The sequence below is a fragment of the Trinickia sp. NRRL B-1857 genome (assembly GCF_050470685.1).
Classification (GTDB): Bacteria; Pseudomonadota; Gammaproteobacteria; order Burkholderiales; family Burkholderiaceae; genus Trinickia.
This window is the reverse complement of the sequence record NZ_JBFLUK010000011.1, coordinates 1,003,071-1,025,915: the sequence shown is the minus strand read 5'-3', so window position 1 is coordinate 1,025,915 and position 22,845 is coordinate 1,003,071. Positions and strand designations below refer to the sequence as shown.

Sequence of the window (22,845 nt, the reverse complement as noted above, 5' to 3'; positions counted from 1 at the left end):
CGCCTTGCGAATACTGCATCCCAGCACGCCGGGTGCTCCGGCGTACCCATGAGGCTTCGGAATGTTCGTAGACCCTCGCGTCGCGCATGGACGCGCCCGCTTCGACTTGAGCCGATCTCCCCGCATGGTGGCGGAGGAGCGTCGCGCCGAAATCGCCGACCTCGTGGCGCAGTGCCTCGAGCGCTTCGCGGGCGAGCGCACGCGCCGAAATTTGATGCGGTTGCTCGCGCGGCAAGTCGCGCCCAAGCTCGCCCGGCTCGGATTGGAGCCCTATGTGGGCATGCTCGGACAGGCGCAAGGGCTGTTCGTCAATTTCTCTACGATGAGCGCCGAGCACGGCTTGCGCGAGTTTCAACTGCAATTGATCGTGCCCGAACTCGTGCTCAAGAGCTTTGCTTCGACAGTCGTACGCCCGCATGCCGTCGCGCGCTGCATGCAACGCAACGGGACGACCTCGCTCGCCGACATCGAGCAGGAAACGAATATCGCGTTCGTCCTCGCTCGCGTGATGCGCGCGCTTGCGCTCGTCGAAGGATGGAAGCAGATTGGCGTGCCGGGCAACGAGGGACTTTTTATCGGCGATATGACGGCAAGCGACGATATTTGCCTGAAGACCTATATCAAACCGCAAGCCAACGGACGAAGCTCGCGTTGGGACGGCTTCTCCGCACTCTTCGACGCGATGCCGAGATGGCACGTCGATCAAGTTCGGCAAGGTAGCGAGCTGCTGCAATGGATGGTCGACCATATGGTGGCTTTGCGAAAAGCTGCTGCGTTATCCGATCGATTTCCCTTTTTGCTCGAGCCTTATCGCAGCGTCGACGATCCGCTCGACGCGGCATGGAAAGCCGCGCCCGATTAGGCGCGTGCGCCACAATGCGCACCGCGCCCAACTCGGCGTGTATCTATCGCTACGTTCATCGACATCGTGCGTCGAAGCTCTCAATCTCTAGGTCGAAACGAGCGGACGTAACCCGCAGATGCCGGCTATCCGTCGTGGATATCGTGGCCGCTAGATGCCGCGGCGTTTTGCTCGGACATGACGGCTTCAAGAATGGCGCGCGAGCCCAGCATGCGCCAAATCCAGAGTGCTTCCTCTAATGCTTGCGCGTGTTCGGCGCTTTGCGCGTACCAGCGTTGAAAGTTGGCTTGTCGTATGCGGTGGGGCGGCCCCGAGCGCAGACGCAGCAGCCAGCGGACGGCGCCCTCGATTGCGTCGCTGGACAGCACTTGTGTCGTTGAATAGCGTCCCTCCGCCTGCGTAGCTCGCTTGATCATTGCGACCTTCGATTGCAGTGGGCGCGAGCGCGCCCGAGCGCAACGATCCCGGCACCGCGACGAGCGGTGGATCGAATGCGCAGCACGGCCGTCGCGTCTTGCCGCCGGCTTCGGCCCCCTCGGTGGCCGCTTCTAGGCCGGCCTTACTGGATAAGGTCGAATGGAGCGCGCGTAACCCGCAAGGATCGAGGCGCGAGAGTGGGTTGGGTAAGGGGCTAGACGATCAACTCAGGAGAACGATGTCGCCCGGCAGACGTGTCACGTGTGCGCCGTAAAGCTTGGCGAGCATATCGAGGACGTCGTCGACTTTGGCGATGGGGAACTGGGCCTGCATTCGATTGCGCCCGAGCGTCACGCTGCGCAAAATGACTTTGCCGGGACGATAACGATTGATTTCCGCCACGACCTGCGACACCGGCACGCCGTCGAACACGAGCACGCCACGTCGCCACGCGCTGACTTGCGCCGCATCCGCCGAAGAGATCGTGTCGACGCGACGGTCGTCATAGACGACTTGTTCCTGCGCTCGCAGCGATACGCGCCGGACCGGGTGATCGAGCACGGCGGCTCCTGAGATACAGGTCACGCAAACCTGATCGCCTGTTTTGCGCACGTTCACGCGCGCGACGGCCGCTTCGATCCGCCCGCGGCCGGCAACTACGGTGACCGGTCGCACGTTGCCTACTTGCGCAAGCGCCGGTGCCCCGGCGTCGATCTCGGCTTCGCCGGCCAAAAGCTCGATGCCTCTGGCCGCCGTTCGCGCCGACAACACATCGACTCTCGTCTGCGTGTTCAATTCGACTGTGACGCGTTCGGAAAGCGCAATCCGCCGCTGCTCGCCGGTGCCGGTTCGATAGTCGGCGGCCAGGTCGCCGACCGAAGGCCACAACCCGAGCGGCGGGCGCAGCGCCAGCCATGACGCACCGGCCGCGACGGCGAAGCCGACGAACGCACGGCGGCCCGTGCTGACCGCGCGCCGCTTGCGCGCTGCCTCCGCCCACGGCGAAACGCCCGCGCGTTTTTCCTCGGCAATCTCTTGCGCGACCTCCTCGGCGGCCGTGCGCAGCGCGCTCCATGTCCCGGAGAGCAGCGCCGCTTCCTCGGGCGCTTTGGCGCACCAGTCGCGATACGCCTGCGCATCGGCGTGCGTAGCCGCGCCCGAGCGCAGGCGCAGCAGCCACTGGCTGGCCTCCTCGTGCGGGCCTTCCGCTGTATCGGTTGAGAAATCGACTCGCGCTTTCGTCATCATTACGCCGCTCAAAATTTACGCGGCCCGCCTTTCGAGCCAGGATACGCATCGCCCATGTCTTGCATGCACTGCATGCAATGCTTCATCGCCGCACTGAGTTCGCTTTCCACGAGACGCAAGGAAATACCGAAACGTTCGGCAATTTCGCGGTTCAACAAGCCGTCCACGCGTGCGGCCAGCAAAATATCGCGTCGGCGCGGCGTCAACCCGCGCAGCGCTTCCTTTAGCGTTTCGACTTTGCGGCGTGCTGCTACGATCCTTTCCGGGTTGGCAAGTTCATCGGGCACTTCGAGCAAATTGTCGACATCGTCCTCATGCAGATGCCGCCGCTCGCGCCGGTGTTGATCGATGGCGACGTTGTTGGCCATGCCGAGGATATAGGCATCCGCGTTGGCGACTTGGGCCGACACGTTCGCATTCTCCAGGCGCAACCAAGTTTCGTGCAACGCGTCCGATGCGCGCTCTTTCGAGCCTGTCACGCGTTCCAAGCGGCGAACCAAATAGGCATAGCGCTCGGCCAGGAGCTGTTTGAGCTGTGAGCGGGAGCTGTCGGACATGGCGACGAATTCCGGTGGCCGCGTTAGGGGCAGCGAATATGCACGCCGTTGCCGGCCGGCCGCAGCAGAACCGCGACGGGTTGCGGCAGGCCGGGCGGCGGCGGCATATCGAGCGCGAGGCCGCGCAGCGCATGCGCTACTGCGGCATCGCGCGCAGCTAAACCGCTCGATTCCACGACGTCCACCTTCACCACCCTCCCGTTTTCGTCGATCCGCAACCGCGCGAGCAGACGGAAACTACCCGGCACCGCGGCGGGATTCGCGCAGAGTGCGCGCGTCATATTCGCTTGCAACACCGCGGCGAAGGCCCGACGCGTCTCGTTGCCGTCGATGCCCCCGATCGGCGCATCGGCCGGCACGCCGGTCGCCTGCTCTTGCGCGGGTTGGGGCGGTGCGGCGTCGGCCATGATGATCGCCTCGTCGGGTCCGGTGAATTCAGCGTGCAAACCGGTCCCATTCAACATTCGCTCCAACGCCTCGCGCGTTCGTAAATCCCCTTCCACCGCTGAGCTCGTCTTTCCGTCCAAAAGCGGCGCCGGCGCCAAGATCGCAAGATCGCTCAGGTGGCGAAACGTCTTCAATGCCTCGGCAAGCGGCTGCGGCGCGAGATGAAACGGATGCGTACGGTCCGCACTGCTGGCTGACGCCTCGGCGCCTTCCGGTACTTGCGTTTGCATTTGCTGTTGCGCTTGCACCGCCGCGCAATGCACGAATAAGATCAGCGGCAGACATGCGATCAGCGACCGGACACCGGCCGGCGCCCATGAAAAAGTCATCGGTCAAAGGCCGGAAATGAGCGGCGCGCGATCAGGCTGCGGCGGCACTCGTCGCGGTCAGGAAACGAGCGAACGTCGCATCGTAGGAAAAGACTGTGACAGTCCGGTGAAACGGACGCGAGTTGGCGCGATGATCACTATCCAAGCGATCACCGCTGACGGACGACAAAATTGCCGATTCCGGTACTGATCACGTTCAGATGCGCCGTACCGGACGACAGCGTGATCGTCACCTGCGGCGCAATGCTTTCTTCGCCGAAGACGATCCGCGAAAGGGTCTTGCCGCTGCCGCTGTAGCGGATCGACACGTCTGTGATATCGGTGCTCCAATGGCGACCGCGAAACGGCTCGTCGTTCATCGGCCGCCATTTACCGCCGTCGTCGCGCAGAAAAAAACGGTAGCCTCCGCCGCCCGGCTCCCAAGCGATTTCGGAAGAGCGCACCTGCGCCTCGTCGCCGGCCGATTCCAACAGCGTCGCGAGGCGTTGCGCTTCTTCGGAGAGATCGCTGCGGCGGTTGCGCGACGGCGCAAGCGCAACGACGGCCGTTAGCAGACCGACGATCAGCAATACGACGAGCATTTCCAGCAATGTGAAGCCCGCGGCAGACCGAGGACACGGCGCGTGCAGCGTTCGGCGCTGCATTACTGCACCATGTTGTTCAAATCGATGATCGGCATCATGACGGCCAAGACGATGACGAGTACGACACCGCCCATGGCTAGAATTAAGAGCGGCTCGAGCAGGCTAGTGAGCATCATCGTGCGCCGCTCGAGTTCGCGCGCTTCGCCTTCCGATGCACGATCGAGCATTGTGGTGACGTCGCCCGTGGCTTCGCCGGAGCGAATCAAATGCACGAGCACCGGGGGAAACGTCTTCGTGTTGCCGAGCGCGCGGGAAAGCGACGTGCCGCTGCGTACGCGCACGATCGCATCGTCGACGTTCTCGCTCATCGCTCTATTGCTCAATGTCTCGCCGGCTGCCTGCAATGCGCGCAGAATCGGCACGCCGGCCGCCGTCAAGATGCCGAGCGTGCTGGCGAAGCGCACCGTGTTGTACCCGCGAACGAGCCTTCCTGCGAGCGGTGCCGTCAGCGCCCATCGATCGAAGGCGAGGCGCGGGCCCGCTTGAGCAAGCACGGTTCGAACGGCGTAGATTGCAACGCCGACCGCCGCCAATGCCGCCCACCACCAATGTCGAACGAAGTCCGATAGCGCGAGCATTGCAACCGTCAGGAACGGCAAATCTTGTTTCGTACTTCTAAAGACATTCGCGACTTGCGGAACGACATAGCTCAATAGGAATGCGACGATACCGAATGCGATGCATGTAACGACGCCCGGGTAGGTGAACGCCAATACGATTTTTTGTTTAAGGGCGTTGCTTTGCTCGATATAGTCCGCGAGACGCGAGAGCACGAGACCGAGCTTACCGGTGTGCTCGCCGGCCGTGACTAGCGCGCGATAAATGTCGGGGAAATCGCGCGGATGTTGCGCCAGTGCGTTTGCGAGCGAATGCCCGCCGACCACTTCCCCCCGAACCGACGCCATCAATTCGCGCACGTAATCGCGCTCGGCTTGATCCGAAAGAACGGATAGCGACTCGTCCAACGGGAGACCGGCAATAAGCAGGCTCGCGAGTTGGCGCGTGATGACCGCCTGTTCGCGTTGAGAGAGTTTGCGGCCGAGTGTCGATCGGCCTTGGCGACCCGCTTGTTTTCCGCCGGCGGCAGGTTCAACGAGTAGTGGCGTGAAGCCTTGCGCACGGAGCACGCCTCGCCCTGCGCGAGCGCTATCTGCTTCCAACACGCCACGCGCCGTCTTGCCGGCAAGATCGATCGCCTCGTAACGGAATGCCGACATCTCGTGCTCCCCGATCGCCCGAATTGCTTCAGTGCCAATAAGTTGCCGCCGCGCCCGAAGTGACGGCTATGGGCCAGAGTAAGGGGCAATGTGGTCGGAATGATGACGGATGGTGGGCAACATCTTCGAATTCGAGTGAGTTTTTCGAAATTCATGTTTTTCTGCGTTGCTACAGCTTTAAATCGTTTTCAATTCTTGGCCATCGGCCTCGCAAAAAATGTTGCGTACCATCCGTTATTAAAAATTCACACGATTAAATCGGATTTCATCCTACATTGCTTCCGCGGCACTTCAGCCATTCCGGCCGCATAAGCAAGTTCTCCGTTTATCTTCGTTTAGGGAAACTCATGAAATCCAGTCAACGCAAGATTTGTCAGATCCTTGCTCTCGTCGTTTCGGGCATGGGCGCCTCCGTCGCCATGGCCTCGCCGCTCGTGCAAGGCGGCGGTTCGTCGCTCGTCGCTCCGACGATTGGTAACGTCAGCAACCTCAATACGGAAATCGGTCTGTTCGGCACGACCGAAGGTACGTTCACGTACTACTCGGTTGGTTCGGGCGCGGGTCAAAATGCCTTCCTGAACAACCAACCGACGTACTTCGGCGCTACGGTGACGGGTACGGTCGATTTCGCGAACAGCGACGCCGCGCTGACGACCGCGCAAATCACGGCCTATAAGAGCGGTCTCGCGACGGTTGACGGTCCGCTGATCCAAATTCCGTACATCGTCACGCCGATCACGGTTCCCGTCGTCAACGGCCCCGCCGTGACGAGCACGACGACGCCGCAAACGACGCCGGGCCAGGCGCATAGCATCGCGCTGAACGACGACGATCTGTGCGGTATTTTCTCGGGCAAGATCACGGATTGGAACGCAGTGGTCAATCCTGAAAACGGCTCGTTCTATTCGGCAACCAGCATGCCGATCAAGGTTGTCTACCGTACGGACGGTAGCGGCACGACGGAACTGCTGACGCGCCACCTGCACGCCGTTTGTACGACGTCGAACACGGCGACGGGCGTTACGTTCTCCGATGGCCTGACGTTCGTGAGCAACTTCCCGAGCAACACGCCGCCGTCGAACTTCGTTGGCGCCGCTGGCAGCGGTGGCGTTCGTTCGACGCTGCTCAGCTATCAAACTTCCGGCTCGCAGGCCGCCGTTGCTTACCTGAGCCCGGATTACACGAACACGTTCCTCGCTCCGTCGAGCTCGTCGGCTTCGCCTGCGTTGGCTGTGGCTAGCTTGCGCAATGCCACGAACAGTACGTACTACGCGCCGACGGCTGCCAATGCGACGTTGGCGGTTAGCAGCGCCTCGGCTCCGACGAAGTTGACGGCTTCGAACCCGGCTGCTTGGGTTCCCGCTTCGGGCAACCCTGCCTCTGGCTATCCCGTGTCCGGCACGAGCGAAATCCTCGTCAGCCAGTGCTACGCCGCCTCGGCAGTCACGACGGCTGTTCACGACTACTTGACGAACCACTACACCAACGCCTCGTTCGCCTCGATCGTTCATGGCAACGGCTTCGACACGGTTCCGTCGTCCTATCAAGCCGCCATCCAAGCCGACTTCCTGAGCAATACGAGCGGTCTCAACCTCGATATCGGCAACGCCACGGTGTGCGCGGGTAAAGGCCGTTAATCGATCTTCTCTCACCGCTGAGTAGTTGCGGCGCTGCGGCCCTGGGCTTGTCCCGGCGCCGCAGTTTTTCTTGTTGGACTAGTAAGAGTGCGACACGGTCTGCAATGCCGTGGACCCAGCGAAAAACATGTGAAGGCGGTTCGACAATGTCGAGCGCAATTGCAGTGGCTCTTTCCGCTGTGGCGATAGGGATAGAGATTTGGGGCGGCGAATGGAGCAGCCGCCAAGGCCGTTCAAATTCCACATTCGCGCCGGTACTACGTCGACCGCAAGAGCCGCGGCGGCGGACATCAGCGCCGCCGCGTTGCACGAATTGCTACGAGTCAAATCTCTCCCGAGCGTTTGCCCCGTTCGCCGCTTACATTACGCTGCTCCGATGAACTCGTAGCGCCGAACCCAACGACGGACACCGAACTTGTAGGATCGTAGCTGACCTGCTCGTGCTTGCGCCGCTTCCGATCGTCGCGATCGTCGTTTGCTTCCCCGAAGCCCTCGACTTGCACGGAAATAGACCATCGGCGCTGTCCACCACCCGACGCGTTCTTCTTGGCCAAGTCTTGAGCCATCTGGCTCGCGGCGGACGACGCCGAACTCGCCGCCGTCAACGCGCCTGTATTCGCCGCCTGTGCGACCGGGATACCGGTCGATGTGCCGGTCACTTGGATGTTGTCGGCATTGGCGACATGAAATGCCGCGATATTAAGGTTGCCCGCGCGAATACCTGCATCGCCGGCGTCGACGGTGCCGCGCGGTGCGATCAAGTTGATCGTGCCGGTCGACGCCCCAGGAATGCTATGTAGCGTGGCGATGCCTGCGCCTGTGACTTCGCCACGTGCGTCGACAAGACAATAGTGATTCACATCGCAGACATATTGTGGAGCAGGTGTATCGGCCGAAGACTTGGAGCCCTTCCCGGCATTAATGTCGCCATTCGAACTCCAGATTGTCATATCGCCGCCCTGCTCGGTAAAGACGCGGCTTTGCGCTAACAGCAAGCTCTCATCGACAAAAATGTCGACGGCGCCCTTTTCAAGCGTAAGCACGCCCATGGTGCCCGGGCCGGCGACGACGGTGCCATCGGTACCGACAATGGCGGGCGGTGCCGAGCTGCTACCGATCAAAGCGCGGCCGCCCGGGCCGAGAATCGATACGTTGCCGCCCTGCTGCGTTTGGATCGTTGAGCCACGTATATCCAAGTCGCCGGTCTGCGCCAATGTTTCGGCTCCGTTCACGCCGCCTTTCAACCCGTTTTTTGTATATCCGTATGCAGCAGGAAACAAAGTGTTAATCGCCTGGTAGCCGCGCGCGTATTGCTGATAGTAGCGACTGGTTGGGTCGTTGTAGTCTTTGCCGACCTGCGTCAGCACGTTGAACAATACCTGTTCAGCCAAAAGCTGTTGGACGTTTTGCGGCAACGTTTCAAACTGAGACCATGCTTGCGCCGTCGTCAAGGTCCCCACTGCTTTATGTGCTGCGTCCCTGTCACGTTGCAGGCCTGTGTCCAAAAACCCGCCTTCGTCATATTGCTGCATAAAGGCGATAAGCGCGGAAGTCGCACTCGAAACTCCCGCGACGCTCGCAGCCGGGTCTATATAAGTCGAGACGAAAGTCGAAACATCGAGACCTGGGCCAACGCCAAACAACACGTTTATGTTCGCGCTTTCATGTGGCAGGTAGGAATTTTTCGAATTTCCGATCGCGTCAATACCCGTCGGTGGGAGTGTATATCCGCTACCAAGAGCGGCATAGAACTCGGCTTCCCCGGTCAGAGGACCGAGGTTGCGGCCGGCCTCTACATCGAATGTACCCGGCCCACCGAGCGTCAAGTAGGGCGAAGTCGGGGAACCGCTGTAAAGCGGAGGATCGTAGATGTCTCGGCCCGCCACAATGCGAGTAACGTCCGAGCCGCGCAAATTCTGCCCCTCGAACGTGAGGTTCAAAACGTCCCGGCCTGCTTCGACGATCGCGGGTTTGTCGATCGAAACGACGACGCTGTCGGTATAGAAACCCGCACTGCCTCCCGATGTTTGTAACGCGCCATCTACAACATCGCCATTCAAACTGTAAATACGTGCAGGGGCCGCATCGTACGCGTGCAACGGGAACGCTGCATGCGCCGGCGGATTTGCGTTCGGGTTAGTCGGCGACGCCATCAGCGATGGATCTGAATCGGACATGCCGAGGGTCGAGGGAGCGAATCCGACGAGGGTCGACATGGCTGCCGAATTTGAGATTCCTATTGATCGGTCCGCGAGGAGATTCAGTTGCCCGACCGGGGAGGGATAGAGCAGGCCGCCCGATTGGATCGAGATGCCACCGTCAAACGCGGTCACGCCGAGACTCGCCGGCAGCATTCCCGTAGCACCGGTAAGCAAACTGGCGAGGGCACCAAGTTGCACATCTCCCGTAGTCGATAAAACGGTAACCGAGGACGTGGACGAATACGGCTGGAGATCGGGAGAACTAATATGGTAGTCGAGTAGCTGCGGACTATGCGACCACGTGCTCGGTTGCGGCGCAGGGAATTGGCCCGAGTACGACGGGTTGAGTATTGCGCCTATTTCGGCGCCTTGCCTCGCCGTTACATTGATCGATCCATCTTGCACCGCGAGCACCGTGCCAACTGGAATCGGCGTTAGATAACTGATGTTTTCCGACGCAACACCGATATCCGAACCAATCCGCCCCCCGGCCGTGATGGTGCCGGCACCTTTCGCAACAAAATAATCGCCGCTTAGAATATCCCCGCCCGCCTTCACGTTGAGGTTGCCGCCTCCAATCGTATGCAACGTAGGCTGATTCGTATCGGTCCCCGTCAGGTACCACGTTGTCGGCAACGATACAGCCAAGTCCGAAATGTTTCCGCCCGCGGAGACGGATACATTGCCACCCACGCTCATGACGCCTTGATCGAACGCGCCGAAATTGATCGATGTTTGAACCGTTTGCTGTTGCCGATTGGTGCTCCCGACATTGCCGACCGGGTTCCCGATTTGCATCCATTGCCACCAGAACTGGCTTGTCGTGTTGTTGGTGTTTCCTGTCACAGCGCCGGCGCTGTCCGTGGTGTATTCGATGCCCTTGATATCACCTTGAGCGAAAATCGAGACGTCGCCGGCCGAGTTCGGATGAGACGTGGGCAGAAGCATGATGTCGGGATCGCCAGCCGAACCCACGGCAATTGTAATCTGGTTGTTTCCGTTAGGAGCGTCGTTTGTAGACGCGCCTGCTGTATATACGACGCCGGGTGCGACCGAATCCAAAAGCGCAAAGTCGTTCGCCGATGCGAGACTTACTGAGCCTATCCCAGTACGAATTGCCGTCGGCGCGAGTAGAGCGAGCCCATTGGCATCGACATAAGCGAGGTGACCGTCGAGCGTTAAGTTTCCACTGTCGCCTGAGCTACGGAATGCCGAGGCAGGTTGTAGCGCCAACGGATTCGAACTTGTGAGATCGGCGCCAGCCACTACACGGAAAGTACTGCTTGCACCCTGCGCAAGGCCAGCCGATTGAACAGGTAATGGATTCGCGCCGTTGGCGAGCGGCGCAGGCGAATTGTCGGTGACCGCCGGTACTGGAATCGTGGCAGTTCCAATCACAGCATCCGGCTGGACCGCGGGCGCGACGAGCATATCGACCCACGGGACGTTAGCACTATGCTGTCGGAACTGAATCGCTTCTCCGATATAGGTTTGGTACTGACTTAAATAGACCAAATATGACCCGGGATTCGCTTTTTGTTCGTCAGCGGAAGGCGCGACGGGCGCCGTCAGACCTGGGACGTGAATGCCCCCCGAGCGGAAGGCGTTTATGAGTTCAATGATGTCCGTGTTCGGTGGGTACTGTAGCCCGGGCGTAACAGCGGTAGCCCCCAGATAGTTCGCATAGGCCGAATAAAGCGCGTAATACTCTTCAATCTCGTCCGCAGTCCCTCCGCTTGGCGTCCCCGGCGCCGCGACCAATCCCCCGTGAGTCGTTCCGTAGAACCACAGCCCGTACCCCAGCAGAGTGCCGGCATACCCCACTGGCTTCGTCGCGTAAAGATAGTGTGCTCGGTCGTAAGTGATCAACGGCGGGACCGGAAGGACTCCCCCTCCACCGACGGGATTGGCAATCTGAAAGAACCCGTCCGTCAAACTCGCCTTGACTTTCACATTGTTGTCAGCTCGGAACGTCACGACAGGCGCTTGCCCATTGAACCGGAACGCGAGATCCGTCGGCGATGTGCCTGCGCCCAAATTCCAAGTAGTCAGCACTTGAATGTCGCCACCATTGATGGCCGAACTCGGATTGTCCAATTCGATGCCTGGGACCAAGGCGGTATTGGCGATGCCCTTCCCTACGAAAGGATTCGATACCCCACTGAGGCCCGCTTGCACGAATCCCATCAACGTACCGGGTGTCGAGCCGCCGCTTTGATAGCCGTAAAAGGCTTGATGATCGCCATTGACGAACGTCGGTGAGAAATACATGTTGTCGAGTCCGCCGAAGCCCGCGAACGTATTCGACGTCACGCCCGTATAGAGTTGCGCGAGACTTTGCGCATCGCCGCCGATGGTGAACTGTGCACCGGTTGTCGCATTGGTCAGCGTCCCGCCGCCGGTGCCGTCCGAGTTCGGTGTGAACGTGAACGTCGCGCCACTACCCTGACCGGTGAAGGTACCCGCAAGGAGGTGCCCCTTGCTGTCGAACCACCCGGCGGGGTCGACTACCCCGTCGAAATGCTGTGCACCGGTCGTGGTATCCGCCGTGCTCCATACCGCATAGGCCTCGAGCGACGTTGCGCGCGAACCGACGATACCGCGGCCCGAATTGAACGCGGCCGGTATGTTCACATTGAGAGTCCCATTGTCGAGCACCGGCGCCCGAAGACTGACGGTCCCCCCGGATAACCCTCCCGCCACGCCGCCGGAAACGTCAATCAACGCATTGGCGCCAATTGTGATGATGCCCGCGTTTTCCGGGTCGATATTTTCGTACCCATAGGTCGGGTTATACGGTTGCGCGATACTCGGATTGAAATACGCGCTCGTGCCGAGCTTAACGGTACCGCCCCGCTGAGCCGGGTTCAGATTCTGAGCTTGGTCGTCGCACGTATTGCCCGCTGCGCAAGCTCGTGCGATAAGTGCTCCTTCGACATCCACCCCGTTTCGACCGTATAGGTCGATCTCGCCACCTGAACTACCCGACGCGTTAATCGTGCCCAGCACGTTCACGTTGCCGTCGGTCGTCGTGCGCGCATTGCCTGCCCCGCCATCGGCTGTCAGCGAGACCGCACGAGCGATCAAGATGTTGCCTGCCGAAAGTTGCAGATTGCCGGTCCTCGTATGAACGGTGATGGAGTCGTTCACTCCGCTTGTCGCCAGCGTCTTTGCCAGACTATCGAGATCGGCCGCGCTGGCTGTGTCGAGCGAGAACGAACCGCCCATATAGCCGTTGGCAGCACCGCCCTTGATCGTTCCGTTTAGATTCACGCCTTGCTTCGGTGCAGATAACGTGAGGCTACCTGCTGCCCCCCCACCGTTGGCTCCCGAAAAGTCCAGCGTCGCGCCCGATTGCACATCGACGGTACCGTTATCGGCCGTCAGTGAAATCGAACCGGCCGGCGCATAGGCCGTCACATCGAAGAATTGCTTGGCTACACCGGCCGAACTGACTGTCGATCCATTGCCTATCGTCAGGTTGCCTGAAGTCGACTCGAGACTCACATTGCCGGCCGGGGCGCTGATATGGGCACCGTTGTCGGCTACCGTGCCGCCAACGAAACTCAACGCACCACCCACCGCTGGACGGCTCAGTGCCGTGCCGGAAGCTTGGTTCAACGTCAGCATCCCCGTCGTCTTCAGCGTCGAAGAGGAACTCGTGTCCGCCAAGAAGACGGGCGCGCTTAACGTCACGGGGGCGGCGCCAAAATCGAAGGTCCCGGTACCCTGCCCCACGATGCCGCTCGTCCCGGTCATCGTGACCGAACCAAAGCCGCTCGCGTTCTTCGTACCCGAGCCAAAGTCGATCTCGGGAGCGTTGACAGTGAGCGTTCCATTTCCGAGCGAAGCCGTCGCCTCGGGCGCGCCCATATCGTTTGTAAAGGCAATCTGCTTCGCGTTGAGCGTGACGTTACCGTTGCCTGCGAATGTGCCCGCGCTCAATACGACGCTATTGCCGAAGGTCGCGTTGACGTCGCCGTCGAAGTTGATCGCACCAAGGCTTCGAAGCAGCACTTGCTGCGCGTTCGCCAACTGCGCCATTCCAGTCGGTCCCAACACGAAGCCCGGCAGACTGGCTGCCGCCCCGCCCTGTTGACTCGTCAGCGTGATGGCCGATCCGTCAACGGCGATCGCCGTACCCGACAAGACCGCGCTAGGATCGACCTTGAGGCTACCCGATGAATCGAGTGTCAGAGCTTGTCCGCCTTGGAGCGTCGCACCCGCGCCAATCGTCAACACACCGGTGCCGCTCGATCCCGTGCGTGTAACGCCCGTCATCGCACCGTTCGATACGCGCAGTAGCGCACCGTCGCCGGCGATGGTGATCGATTCATCTTTGGCCGCTGGATAACTACCTGTCGCGGTCATCGCACTGCCTGCATCCACGCGCAAGCCGTTCGCCGCATTGGGGTCGGTGCCTGTCGTATCCGTGCGCGTCACCAGCATGACTTCGGGCCCGGTCAGCGCAGTACCACCCGCATTGGACAGCACAACGCTATTCGCAATAGGCGTGATCGTCACGCCGGAAGCCGTCGCCGTACGCGTACCGCCGATGAGCAAACTCCCTACGTTCAGCGCATTGAGCACATCCGCGCCCAGTTGGAGGTAGCCCGACAGCACCGGCGAGCCGTTTCCGCCTGTAATCTCGATGTCTTGCGAGGCAATGTCGACCTCGGCCGGTGCACCGCCATTGTCGGTTGCCGTGTTCAACGTTGCGCCGAGCGTCAGCGCTTTAGTCGCCGCCAACACCAACTGCCCTCCATCGGCTGCCAGCGGCGGCGCTACGTTGCCCTTGGAGCCGGCCAGCGTCGTGAAGAAGCTGTCTGCCTTCGTGAGCGTGTATTGCGAAGACTGTTGCCATACGGGACCGGACTGCACGCTAAACAACGTCGGCGTCGCGTTGTGCGCACCCGTGAGCGCATCCCCGAAATAGCCCGCCGTGGCGACGGTGCCGTCCGGCAGCAGTTGCGTAGCACCGGGTGCGACCGCGGATGTGTTTGCCGAAACCGTCACGCGATAGGCGCCAGGCAGCGTGGCGTACTTACCGGGCAGCAGTGTGTAATAGCCCGGTGCGAGCCCCGGCACGCCGGAAAGGTAGACGGCCTGACCTGCGACGCCGTTCAGTCCCGCTTGACCGATGCCGAGCGTGGTCGTCGTCGTTCCAACCGTACCGTTGCCGTTAGTCGATGGCTGCAAGGTCTGTGCGAACACCGGATCGTAGGCCGATACCGGTGACTGTGCCCCCGGCACAATCGCGTAGACGTTCGATCCGCCGACGTTAGTCGGTACAGCCACGCCCGAAGGGTTGTTCGCGTAGCTGACGGTGTATTGAGAAAGCACGTCACGCGTGCCGCCCGTACCGGGCACCCACTCGCTAGCCTGCAAATCGCCGCCGCCCGAGAGGTCTATCGTGGCCCCCTTGCTCAGCGCGATCGAATTGCCGTTGACACCGATGTATTTTGCCGGCGGCGCCGTTAGATTCGTAGCCCTAAGCCGCGAATCCGGATTGAATTGCCAATTGGTTCCATCGATGGTCACGCCGTACGGAATGATCGAACCGTCATTCGAAACCGACGTCAAGCTGCCATCGGCGAAGCTCACGGAATCGGTTGCGACGAGAGACAGCCCACCAAACCGCGAGGTCATCGCGCTATCGTTCGGATTTCCCACACCCAAGATAATGGAACCCGATGGCGCACGAAGGGTTCCGCCTTGGACGATCGTGTTGGCATCGACGAGTAGCGTGCCTCCCGCTGAAAGCGGTGTGCCCGAGCTGCCGTTGTTGGCGAATGAGATCGTGGTCGGTGCTGGACCTTTGGATAGAAGAATGAATGTATTTCCCGTCGCAGGGTAGAGGTCAGCGGCAGTAAAGCTCAGATTTCCCGGCGTATAAAGCGCGCCAGGCATCAACGAGGTCCCGATGGCCGTGGAGCTCAGGCGAATATCGCCCGCGCTGTTGAAATTCGATTGCTCAAAGTTGTTGAGTTGAAACTGGTTTTGGAGATCGATGAACGAGGCATTTACGTCGAGCGTGCCCTGAGACAAAGCTGTGATAGGCGTAATCGTGGTGGCGGGATACTGCGCCGGACTGACGATGGAGACATAGGGAGCATCGATCTTGATCGCGGAGTCGATTTTGACCGACGTAGCCGATGCCGCCTCACTCGCCAGCAATGACGCAATGGTCGGAACGACATAATGCCCTGGCGTGTCTTGCACGCCGCCCAAAATCGAGTTCAATTGGTTGCCGCTGAGCGCGGCAATTTCGTTGCTATAGAGCTGTACCGCTCTTGACAATGACAAATCGACATTGCCTAAGAATGCAATCGGAACAACCGGCGTAATGCCGACCGGTGATGGGTTGCCGACAACCAGCGTCGAAATGCCCGAATTCTTGAGGCGGTCCGCGGCGAACTGTAATACACCACTCGCGATCTTCGTAGTCGACTGGTCGTCGTTTGTGATCGTCGCGCCGGTTGCCGCGAGGATATCTTGTCCCAGCGTTAGGCCCTGCGGGACCAGATCGCCGCTTTGTTGCAGCACGATCGCGGTCGGGCCCGGCAATTGAAACTTCGTTCCATCCGCGCGGTAGGCCGTGCCCTTGCCACCGTCCGTCGAGAGCGTGAGCGTGCCGCCTTCCGCCTGTGACGCACCGGCCTGCCCCTTCAATGTTCCATCGAAAAAGAGGCCGCTCGAACCCGCCAGCGTGATCGAGCCGGCATCGCTCCATGCAGGCGTTGCCACATACTGCCCGTTGGCGCCGAGTTGATCGAATACAGCCGATGCACCTGAAACGTCGATGACCGATCCCTGCTGAGCCACGATATACCCGGAGTCATCGGCGATGACGACCGTGCCGCCCGGCAACACTTTCCCGGTGTTCGGCGTGTAAAACGTCGAGCCATTCTTCACAGGTGCTGTCAGCGGATTTGCCAACGCTACACCCGAGACATCAAGCAATGCATTAGGCCCAAGCCAGACCGATTGGCTGTTGCTAGTTAGCGAAGCGCTATCTTTTGAATTGTGCTGGCCGGTCACCGAATGACCCGAGCCGTTTTCCGCGGAGAGCGTGATGGTGCCCCCCGGCGCGATCAGTGAACCAAGCACGGTGACCTGTGCCGGCGAACCGAGCCCGATGCTTGCGCCCGCGTCGCCGATGACCGATGCGCCCGCGCCGATACTAACCTGTCCGATCGATCCGTCCGTAGTAGGAATCGCCGGGGGCGTGCCGCTGGCCCGGGATTGCGAGTCCAATCTAGCCGGAATGCCTAGATACCCGGCACCCGTCAGGACAAGGCTCGTAGGTTGGCGATGGTACGGATCGAGCGTACCGACTGTCGTCAGTCCGCCCGAATTCAAATTTCCACCGGAGGCAAGCTGCTGTAGCCCGTCTCCCGTAGGTAGGAGGTTCTCCTGCGTAAGCAAGACCGTCGCCCCAGGGGCAACGCTCGCGCCATACAGCGCGTTGAGCACATAGTTGCCGAACCCTTGCTTCTCGAAGAAGTCGGTGGGCAGCACGACATCCCAAGGGGACGCGGTAGCCGGATCCCCTCCGATGCGAAACCCGCCTGCGCCAAGCGTCAACGCCCCCCCGCCCGAGAACCCGAAGCTGCGGATCGACCCGTCCATGGTCAGGTACGGGTCCTTCGGGAGCGTAGCCAGATCGCCGTCGTACGTGACGAGCGATACGCTGCCCCCCTTGCCCGCAGGCACCCCGTTATTCGTGAGCAGCGTGCCTTTTGGCAGTACCTCACCGCCTCCCGAGACATCCAATACACTGCCCGGTTGCAGATCGAGGTGGCCATCGGCACTCAAGCTGATCGACCCGCCATTGATGTATTCGCTGTTGCCCGGCACTGAACCCGGCGCAGCCTGCACGTCGTTGTTGACCCACTGCCCCGCGACGTTGATCGAACCTGTCGAGGTAACCGTGAGGTCCCCGCTTGTCGAAATCGTGACGTGGCCCGAGGGTGCAGCGATAGAACCTGCCACAGTCGTGGTTGCGGTTGTCGAACCCGTCGCCGATAAGGTCACTGAGCCCCCCGGTTGCAAGTTCAGTGCAGCTCCGGGTGCAACGATGAAGCCCTTCCCATTGGCTTTGTCATCGCCCACATAGAGCGTCGAAAACCCGCCCGCATTGAGCATATTGACCGGGAGAACAATCGTCTTGAAGACGTTGTTGGGGTCCGTCGCAGATAACGATCCGAATGCGCTTGGATCGAGCGTCGTATCGATCGAGAACCCCGATGCCAAAGCATTGAGATCCGGAGCATTGGGTTGCAGAATCACGACGCTCGTCTCGCCTGTCGTGTCACTCGCTTGGTTCTGCGTCAACGAGTTGATCGGGGTCTTGGCAAGGGGGTCTGCGCCCAGATTGAACGTGCCCCCACTGGGCACATTGTTCGTCTGAACTTGCTTCGATCCACCGAAAGCCTGCGCCGTGACTTCACCGTCGAGCACCGCAGCGGATTGGGCGAAGATGTCCAGTGTCCCGGCGTTGCCCCCGACGATATAGTCACCCTCGTAAGCGCCGCCGGTCTGAAGCGTGTTGTACCAGGTCTTGGTTACACCCCAGCGCGGGTGGCTCTCTGTGAACTCTCCCGCAATCCCGATATATGTGTCATAGGGGCTGGCTTGTCCAATGGGAACGATCGCACCGCTGGCATCGACAAGGCGCGTCGTGTTCACCATGCCGCCGTCGTAATGAACATACCCGCCGTTCAAATTCATCGACGAGCCGGCCGCTGTCATCACCTCGTTGCCCGAGAGCGTAATGGTGCCGCCATTAGTCAGCAATTGATCGACAGAACGTGGAATGAGATTGACGTATCCCGACAAATTCAAAATAGGGCTGCCAACCCACTCCACGCCGTCGCTACGCGTTCCGGACAAGGTACTGTCGACAACGACATTCTTCGTGCCGAATAGAAAGCCGTCGCGCAACAGCGGGGAATCGGCCAACTCGTTTTGGCCGATGCGATCGACGGTAACGAGGGTTTGGGCGATCGGCAACTCGACGTTGGAAAGGCCGGATACGTCGATCGTCGCGCCGTTGTCGAGATAAATTCGGCCTTCGACGGCCGTCTGACCGGGGGGCGTTGCATTAAACGCGATCTTCGGCGAAAGCGCGGTAATGGATACGTTTGAGCCCGGCGCTTCAATAAGCGAACCGCCCTCGAACCATACCGACCCGGCCGTCATGTTGACACTGCCTGGCGTGAAGACGGTCCCGGGGGTGGACGTTGCCGTTTGGCCGTTATCGTCCGGCATGACAGCCGTTACCGAATCGGGCCCGAAACTCAGCAACCCGGCTCGGTGCGTCGTACTCCCACCCGATTGGGCGTTCATCTGAACAGGCGTTCCTCCGCTCGTATACGACTGCGCGAGGGGATTATTCGACGAGTATTCGTCAACCGTCGAGATCATGATGTTGCCGGGCGTACTTACGCTCGTCGTGACGCCCACGACGCCGTTTTGCGCAACCCGGCTACCCAGCAGATCCACCGTACCGCGCGATGCCTGGATGATCCCCGTGTTCGTCAATATGCCGGCCGGTGTGAGATCGACCGTATTGCCGTTGTGCGTTTGAGAGATTTGTCCGCTCAACTCGGGCAGCAACACCTGCGGGTTCTTTACGACGCCCCCGTTACCGTTTGGTATGAGACTCACGCCAACACCGGCTGCAAGGACAACTTGTCCTGCCGTGGCCGAGATACTTCCGCCGTTTGTTACGTTGGGCGCGGCCACCATGACGAAGCCGCCGTCGGTCACGGTGCCGTTCGTATGGGTGGTGATCGACGCACCGGGCGCGATGGTGATGTCGCCCGGTAACAACAGGGGATCGTTCGCATCGACGTTGTACATGGAACCCAAGCCGAGTACTTCGTTAGGGGTGTTTGCCACCCCGTTCAACCCGCTTGAACTCCCCGCCTCGGGATTCGCCAGCCCCCCCGTCGTCCCTGCCGCGATCCCCAAGAAAAGCTGATTGCTCTGCGCGACCGCACTATCCGATTGCACGAGCTTGTTCGTCATATCGAGCAGATTCAACGACGAAGCCACGAGCGAATGCACGTTCACCTGGGAGCCGGCGCCGAACACGATGCCGTTGCGGTTGATCACATACACCGACCCCTGCGCGTTCACATGCCCGAGAATTTGGCTAGGCGCCCCACTCGGATCATTGATCCGATTCAACACGGCCCAGTTATTCGCGCCGTTGGTCTGCGTGCCGTTCGACTGATCGAAGTTCAGCGTGGTTTGCTTGCCGACGTTCATCGTTTGCCACGTCAGCACAGCGTTTTGTCCGGTTTGCTTGACGTCGACCGTGACGTTACCGTTCGCGTCGACGGTCTGCGTCGGCCCATTGGCGTTGATCCAAAGAACCGGCTTGCTGGTGTCCGTCGCCTGGCTGAGCAGATTGCCGTCCTTGTCCCTTGCGAACGTCACCCCAGGCGCCACTTGCAATCCGCCCACCGCCAACCCATTGGGCACAGTGGAAGGCGTCGCTGCCGCAGCCGCCGCAGCCGCCTGCTGCGCGGCAATCTGCGCCGCGATCGCTTGCGCGGCGTGCCCGAGATTCCGAATCGAAGGCTGGCTGGCCTGCAATGCCTGCTGCGGCGATACGCCCAAGTTCGGAACCACCCCGCCCGGAACGCCCGCTCCGGCGGCCATCGGCATGCCGCTACCGATATGCCCGAGATTCATGACGCCGCCCGCGTAGGCGTGCATCGACAAACCGGTGGCAACAACCATCGCGATCGCGCGGCACAACGGCCGCAAATCCGATCGCAGCATCGACCGCGAACGGTTCAGGTCTTGTTCTCGTACCGCGCATGCGCGAGCTGCCATTCTCCACCCCGATACCAATGAATTGACGGCCTAGCGACCTGCCGCCGAGCACGGCGACGATATGCGCCGGCATCAAGCGCCGAGCTGCGCGAGGCCAATGAAATCCATAGAAAATACGAACCGGTCATGGCATCGATATGGCCGGTGTTGCGAACCATTCGTGCCGCCGGAAAAGGTACGCACCTTCGGTGCTCCGGTTATCCCAAGTGCTCGGCGGCGAACTCGGCATGCAGCGCAGCGGCAACCTCGCCGATCACGGCCGTCCAATCGCCGGCCCGCCGCTGTCGAAACAACCGCACGCTGGGATACCAAGGGCTGTCGTCGCGCTCGAGCAGCCAACGCCAGTCGGGTGCAAACGGAAGCAGCACCCACGCCGGCCGGCCAAGCGCCCCGGCCAGATGCGCGACGGACGTATCGACCGAGATCACGAGATCCAGTTGCTCCGTCAACGCAGCCGTATCGGCAAAATCCGCCAACGCCTCGCCGAACGACACCACAGCGCTCGCTTGAACAGCCTGCGCGTCGCATTCGCGCACCTGCGGTTGCAACAAAACGAACGTCGCATCGAGCGTGAGCAACGGCGCCAGCGCCGCGAAACGCAGCGACCGGTTCTCGTCGTTGTTGTGACGCGGATTGCCCGACCAGGCAAGCCCGATCCTCGGCCGCCCCGGCGAAGCAGCGTTCTCGAGGCGCCGCGCCCATACCTCGCGTCGGTGCGGATCCGCCTGTAGATAGGGGATCTGCGCCGGAATGGTCTCGAGCGTGGTACGAAATGCGAACGGCAGGCTCATCAACGGACATTGCACGTCGAACGCAGGGGTTGGATCGCCCTCGGCGACGATTCGGCTCACGCCTTCGAGCGATGCGAGCAGCGGAGCAAGCGGACGCGGTACTTCCATCACCACGGTCGCACCGCGAGCAAGTACTAGCGGGACATAGCGGCAAAACTGAATCGTGTCGCCGAACCCTTGCTCGGCATGCAGCATGATGGTCTTGCCGGCGATCGGCTCCGCGCCGAGCCACAGCGGCCTGTCGGCATGACGTCGGCGCAGGTGCAAGTCGGGCGCCAGCCAACGGTCTTCGTGCTGCCGCCAGCCCGTCTCGAACTGGCCCAGCAGTAAACGGCAGAACGCTTCCGAACGACGCACCGCCCCGTTGCTCGGATAGCCTTCGTTCGCAAGCGCGTAGCGATGCAACGCGGCTTCATGCTCGCCGCGCTGTTGCAGTGCCACCGCTTGGGTATGCAATGCTTCCGCCGATCGAGCCGGCGCCAATGCCGCGGCGACATAGGCAGCATCGGCCTCGGCGAAGCGACCGAGTTGCTGAAAGACGACTCCGCGATTGAACAACAACCCGGGATCGTCGCCGGCCAGTGCAAGCGCTCGATCGTAGTCGGCCAACGCCTCATCCGCGCGTCCGCCGTTTCGCAACCCAGCCGCTCGATTGCGAATCGCATCGACGTTATGAGGCGACAGCGAAAGCGCCTCCGTATAAGCCTGTACCGCGTCATCGTGACGGCCTAGCCCCAGCAAAGCGTTGCCGCGTCCTAACCAAGCCCCGGCATGCTGGCGATTCCATGCGAGCAGCCGGTCGCAACGCGCCAGCAATTCCGCATGCGCATGCAGCAGATCGAGGGCCGCGCAGCTCGCGAACAGCAACACGTCGTCGCGCGGCGCGGAGGCGAGCCCCTCGTCGAAACATGCCAGCGCCTCTTGCGGACGGCCTAACGAATTCAACAGCGTCCCGCACGCAAGTAACAAAGCGGGTGTCTTGCCCGTCACCACCATGGCAAGCTGGTACGCGCGCAGTGCCTCCTCCAAGCGGCCCAGCGTTCGTAGCGCACGCGCGTGCTCGAGATGGGCGACCGCCGCATTTGGATCGATCTTTAGCGCGCGCTCGACGCTGATCAACGCGTCGGCCGGCCGCTCCAACGATAGCAGCGTCGTTGCGCGTCGCGTCCATGTCTGCGCGACGCCCGGCGCTTGGGCAAGCACACGATCGTAGGTGGCCAGCGCCTCGTCGAATCGCTCCAATCCATGCAAAGCATCGGCGCGCGCCGCCAGAACCGCAGCGTCCGCGCCATGTTGAACGAGTAGGTCATCGAGCACGGCGAGCGCTTCGCGATACCGGCCAGCGGCGACCAATGCCGCGCCGTGATTGCAGACGTTCCACGTTTGCCGCACGCCGCGAGCGATCGAGCGCGCGATCAGCGACTCCGCGCGCGGAGCATTTCCCAAGCGCAGTTGAACGAGGCCCAGCAATGCCAGCGCTTCGGGCTGCTCGGGCGCCATCGAGAGTACGCCCTCGTAAAGTCGACCCGCGCCGGCAAAATCCGCTTTCTCCAGCAACGTACGCGCGCGGCGCAACGAATCGTCGATCGCCGCCCGCATCCATGCATCGTTCCCGCCGAAACCTGAAACGGATTGCATCGTCGA

Annotated in this window: 10 protein-coding genes; 2 read left to right on the top strand and 8 right to left on the bottom strand. The window is 61.2% G+C overall.

The features are described from left to right. Positions 1-61: 61 nt before the first annotated feature. The gene (locus AB1286_RS25545) at positions 62-862 is read left to right on the top strand and encodes a hypothetical protein (protein ID WP_430366023.1); all 801 of its coding nucleotides are present in this window, start codon (positions 62-64) and stop codon (positions 860-862) included. A gap of 125 nt (positions 863-987) precedes the next feature. On the opposite strand, the gene AB1286_RS25540 is transcribed toward AB1286_RS25545, so the two are convergent. The 6 genes from AB1286_RS25540 to gspF form a co-directional block, all read right to left on the bottom strand. Next, complete coding sequence (locus AB1286_RS25540) at positions 988-1,278, bottom strand: FecR/PupR family sigma factor regulator (RefSeq protein WP_430366022.1); 291 nt, start codon at positions 1,276-1,278, stop codon at positions 988-990. 223 nt (positions 1,279-1,501) lie between these two features. Then, positions 1,502-2,527: a FecR family protein gene (locus AB1286_RS25535; RefSeq protein WP_430366021.1), complete on the bottom strand. Its 1,026-nt coding sequence runs from the start codon at positions 2,525-2,527 to the stop codon at positions 1,502-1,504. Between the two features lie 8 nt (positions 2,528-2,535). Beyond that, positions 2,536-3,084: an RNA polymerase sigma factor gene (locus AB1286_RS25530; RefSeq protein WP_430366020.1), complete on the bottom strand. Its 549-nt coding sequence runs from the start codon at positions 3,082-3,084 to the stop codon at positions 2,536-2,538. 23 nt (positions 3,085-3,107) lie between these two features. Then, the gene (locus AB1286_RS25525; protein WP_430366019.1) at positions 3,108-3,860 is read right to left on the bottom strand and encodes an STN domain-containing protein; all 753 of its coding nucleotides are present in this window, start codon (positions 3,858-3,860) and stop codon (positions 3,108-3,110) included. 149 nt (positions 3,861-4,009) lie between these two features. Next, on the bottom strand, positions 4,010-4,504 hold the full coding sequence (locus tag AB1286_RS25520; RefSeq protein WP_430366018.1) for a GspH/FimT family pseudopilin: 495 nt from the start codon (positions 4,502-4,504) through the stop codon (positions 4,010-4,012). Further along, on the bottom strand, positions 4,504-5,721 hold the full coding sequence (gspF, locus tag AB1286_RS25515) for a type II secretion system inner membrane protein GspF (protein WP_430366017.1): 1,218 nt from the start codon (positions 5,719-5,721) through the stop codon (positions 4,504-4,506). Before gspF ends, AB1286_RS25520 begins: the two co-directional genes overlap by 1 nt. Positions 5,722-6,068: 347 nt before the next feature. Between gspF and AB1286_RS25510 the strand changes: the two genes are divergently transcribed. Next, complete coding sequence (locus AB1286_RS25510) at positions 6,069-7,358, top strand: substrate-binding domain-containing protein (protein ID WP_430366016.1); 1,290 nt, start codon at positions 6,069-6,071, stop codon at positions 7,356-7,358. Positions 7,359-7,681: 323 nt separating this feature from the next. Here the strand turns inward: AB1286_RS25510 and AB1286_RS25505 are convergent, their stop codons facing one another. Together AB1286_RS25505 and AB1286_RS25500 are read right to left on the bottom strand one after the other, a co-directional pair. After that, positions 7,682-20,314, bottom strand: coding sequence for a filamentous haemagglutinin family protein (locus AB1286_RS25505; protein WP_430366015.1), 12,633 nt, complete (start codon positions 20,312-20,314; stop codon positions 7,682-7,684). Between the two features lie 293 nt (positions 20,315-20,607). Then, on the bottom strand, positions 20,608-22,839 hold the full coding sequence (locus AB1286_RS25500; protein ID WP_430366014.1) for a tetratricopeptide repeat protein: 2,232 nt from the start codon (positions 22,837-22,839) through the stop codon (positions 20,608-20,610). Positions 22,840-22,845 lie beyond the last annotated feature (6 nt).

Coding starts and splice junctions, on each gene's coding strand:
- AB1286_RS25505 (WP_430366015.1), bottom strand. CDS start 20,314: ATGGTTGTTGCCACCGGTTTGTCGATGCACGCCTACGCGGGCGGCGTC.
- gspF (WP_430366017.1), bottom strand. CDS start 5,721: ATGTCGGCATTCCGTTACGAGGCGATCGATCTTGCCGGCAAGACGGCG.
- AB1286_RS25545 (WP_430366023.1), top strand. CDS start 62: ATGTTCGTAGACCCTCGCGTCGCGCATGGACGCGCCCGCTTCGACTTG.
- AB1286_RS25530 (WP_430366020.1), bottom strand. CDS start 3,084: ATGTCCGACAGCTCCCGCTCACAGCTCAAACAGCTCCTGGCCGAGCGC.
- AB1286_RS25520 (WP_430366018.1), bottom strand. CDS start 4,504: ATGCAGCGCCGAACGCTGCACGCGCCGTGTCCTCGGTCTGCCGCGGGC.
- AB1286_RS25525 (WP_430366019.1), bottom strand. CDS start 3,860: ATGACTTTTTCATGGGCGCCGGCCGGTGTCCGGTCGCTGATCGCATGT.
- AB1286_RS25500 (WP_430366014.1), bottom strand. CDS start 22,839: ATGCAATCCGTTTCAGGTTTCGGCGGGAACGATGCATGGATGCGGGCG.
- AB1286_RS25540 (WP_430366022.1), bottom strand. CDS start 1,278: ATGATCAAGCGAGCTACGCAGGCGGAGGGACGCTATTCAACGACACAA.
- AB1286_RS25535 (WP_430366021.1), bottom strand. CDS start 2,527: ATGATGACGAAAGCGCGAGTCGATTTCTCAACCGATACAGCGGAAGGC.
- AB1286_RS25510 (WP_430366016.1), top strand. CDS start 6,069: ATGAAATCCAGTCAACGCAAGATTTGTCAGATCCTTGCTCTCGTCGTT.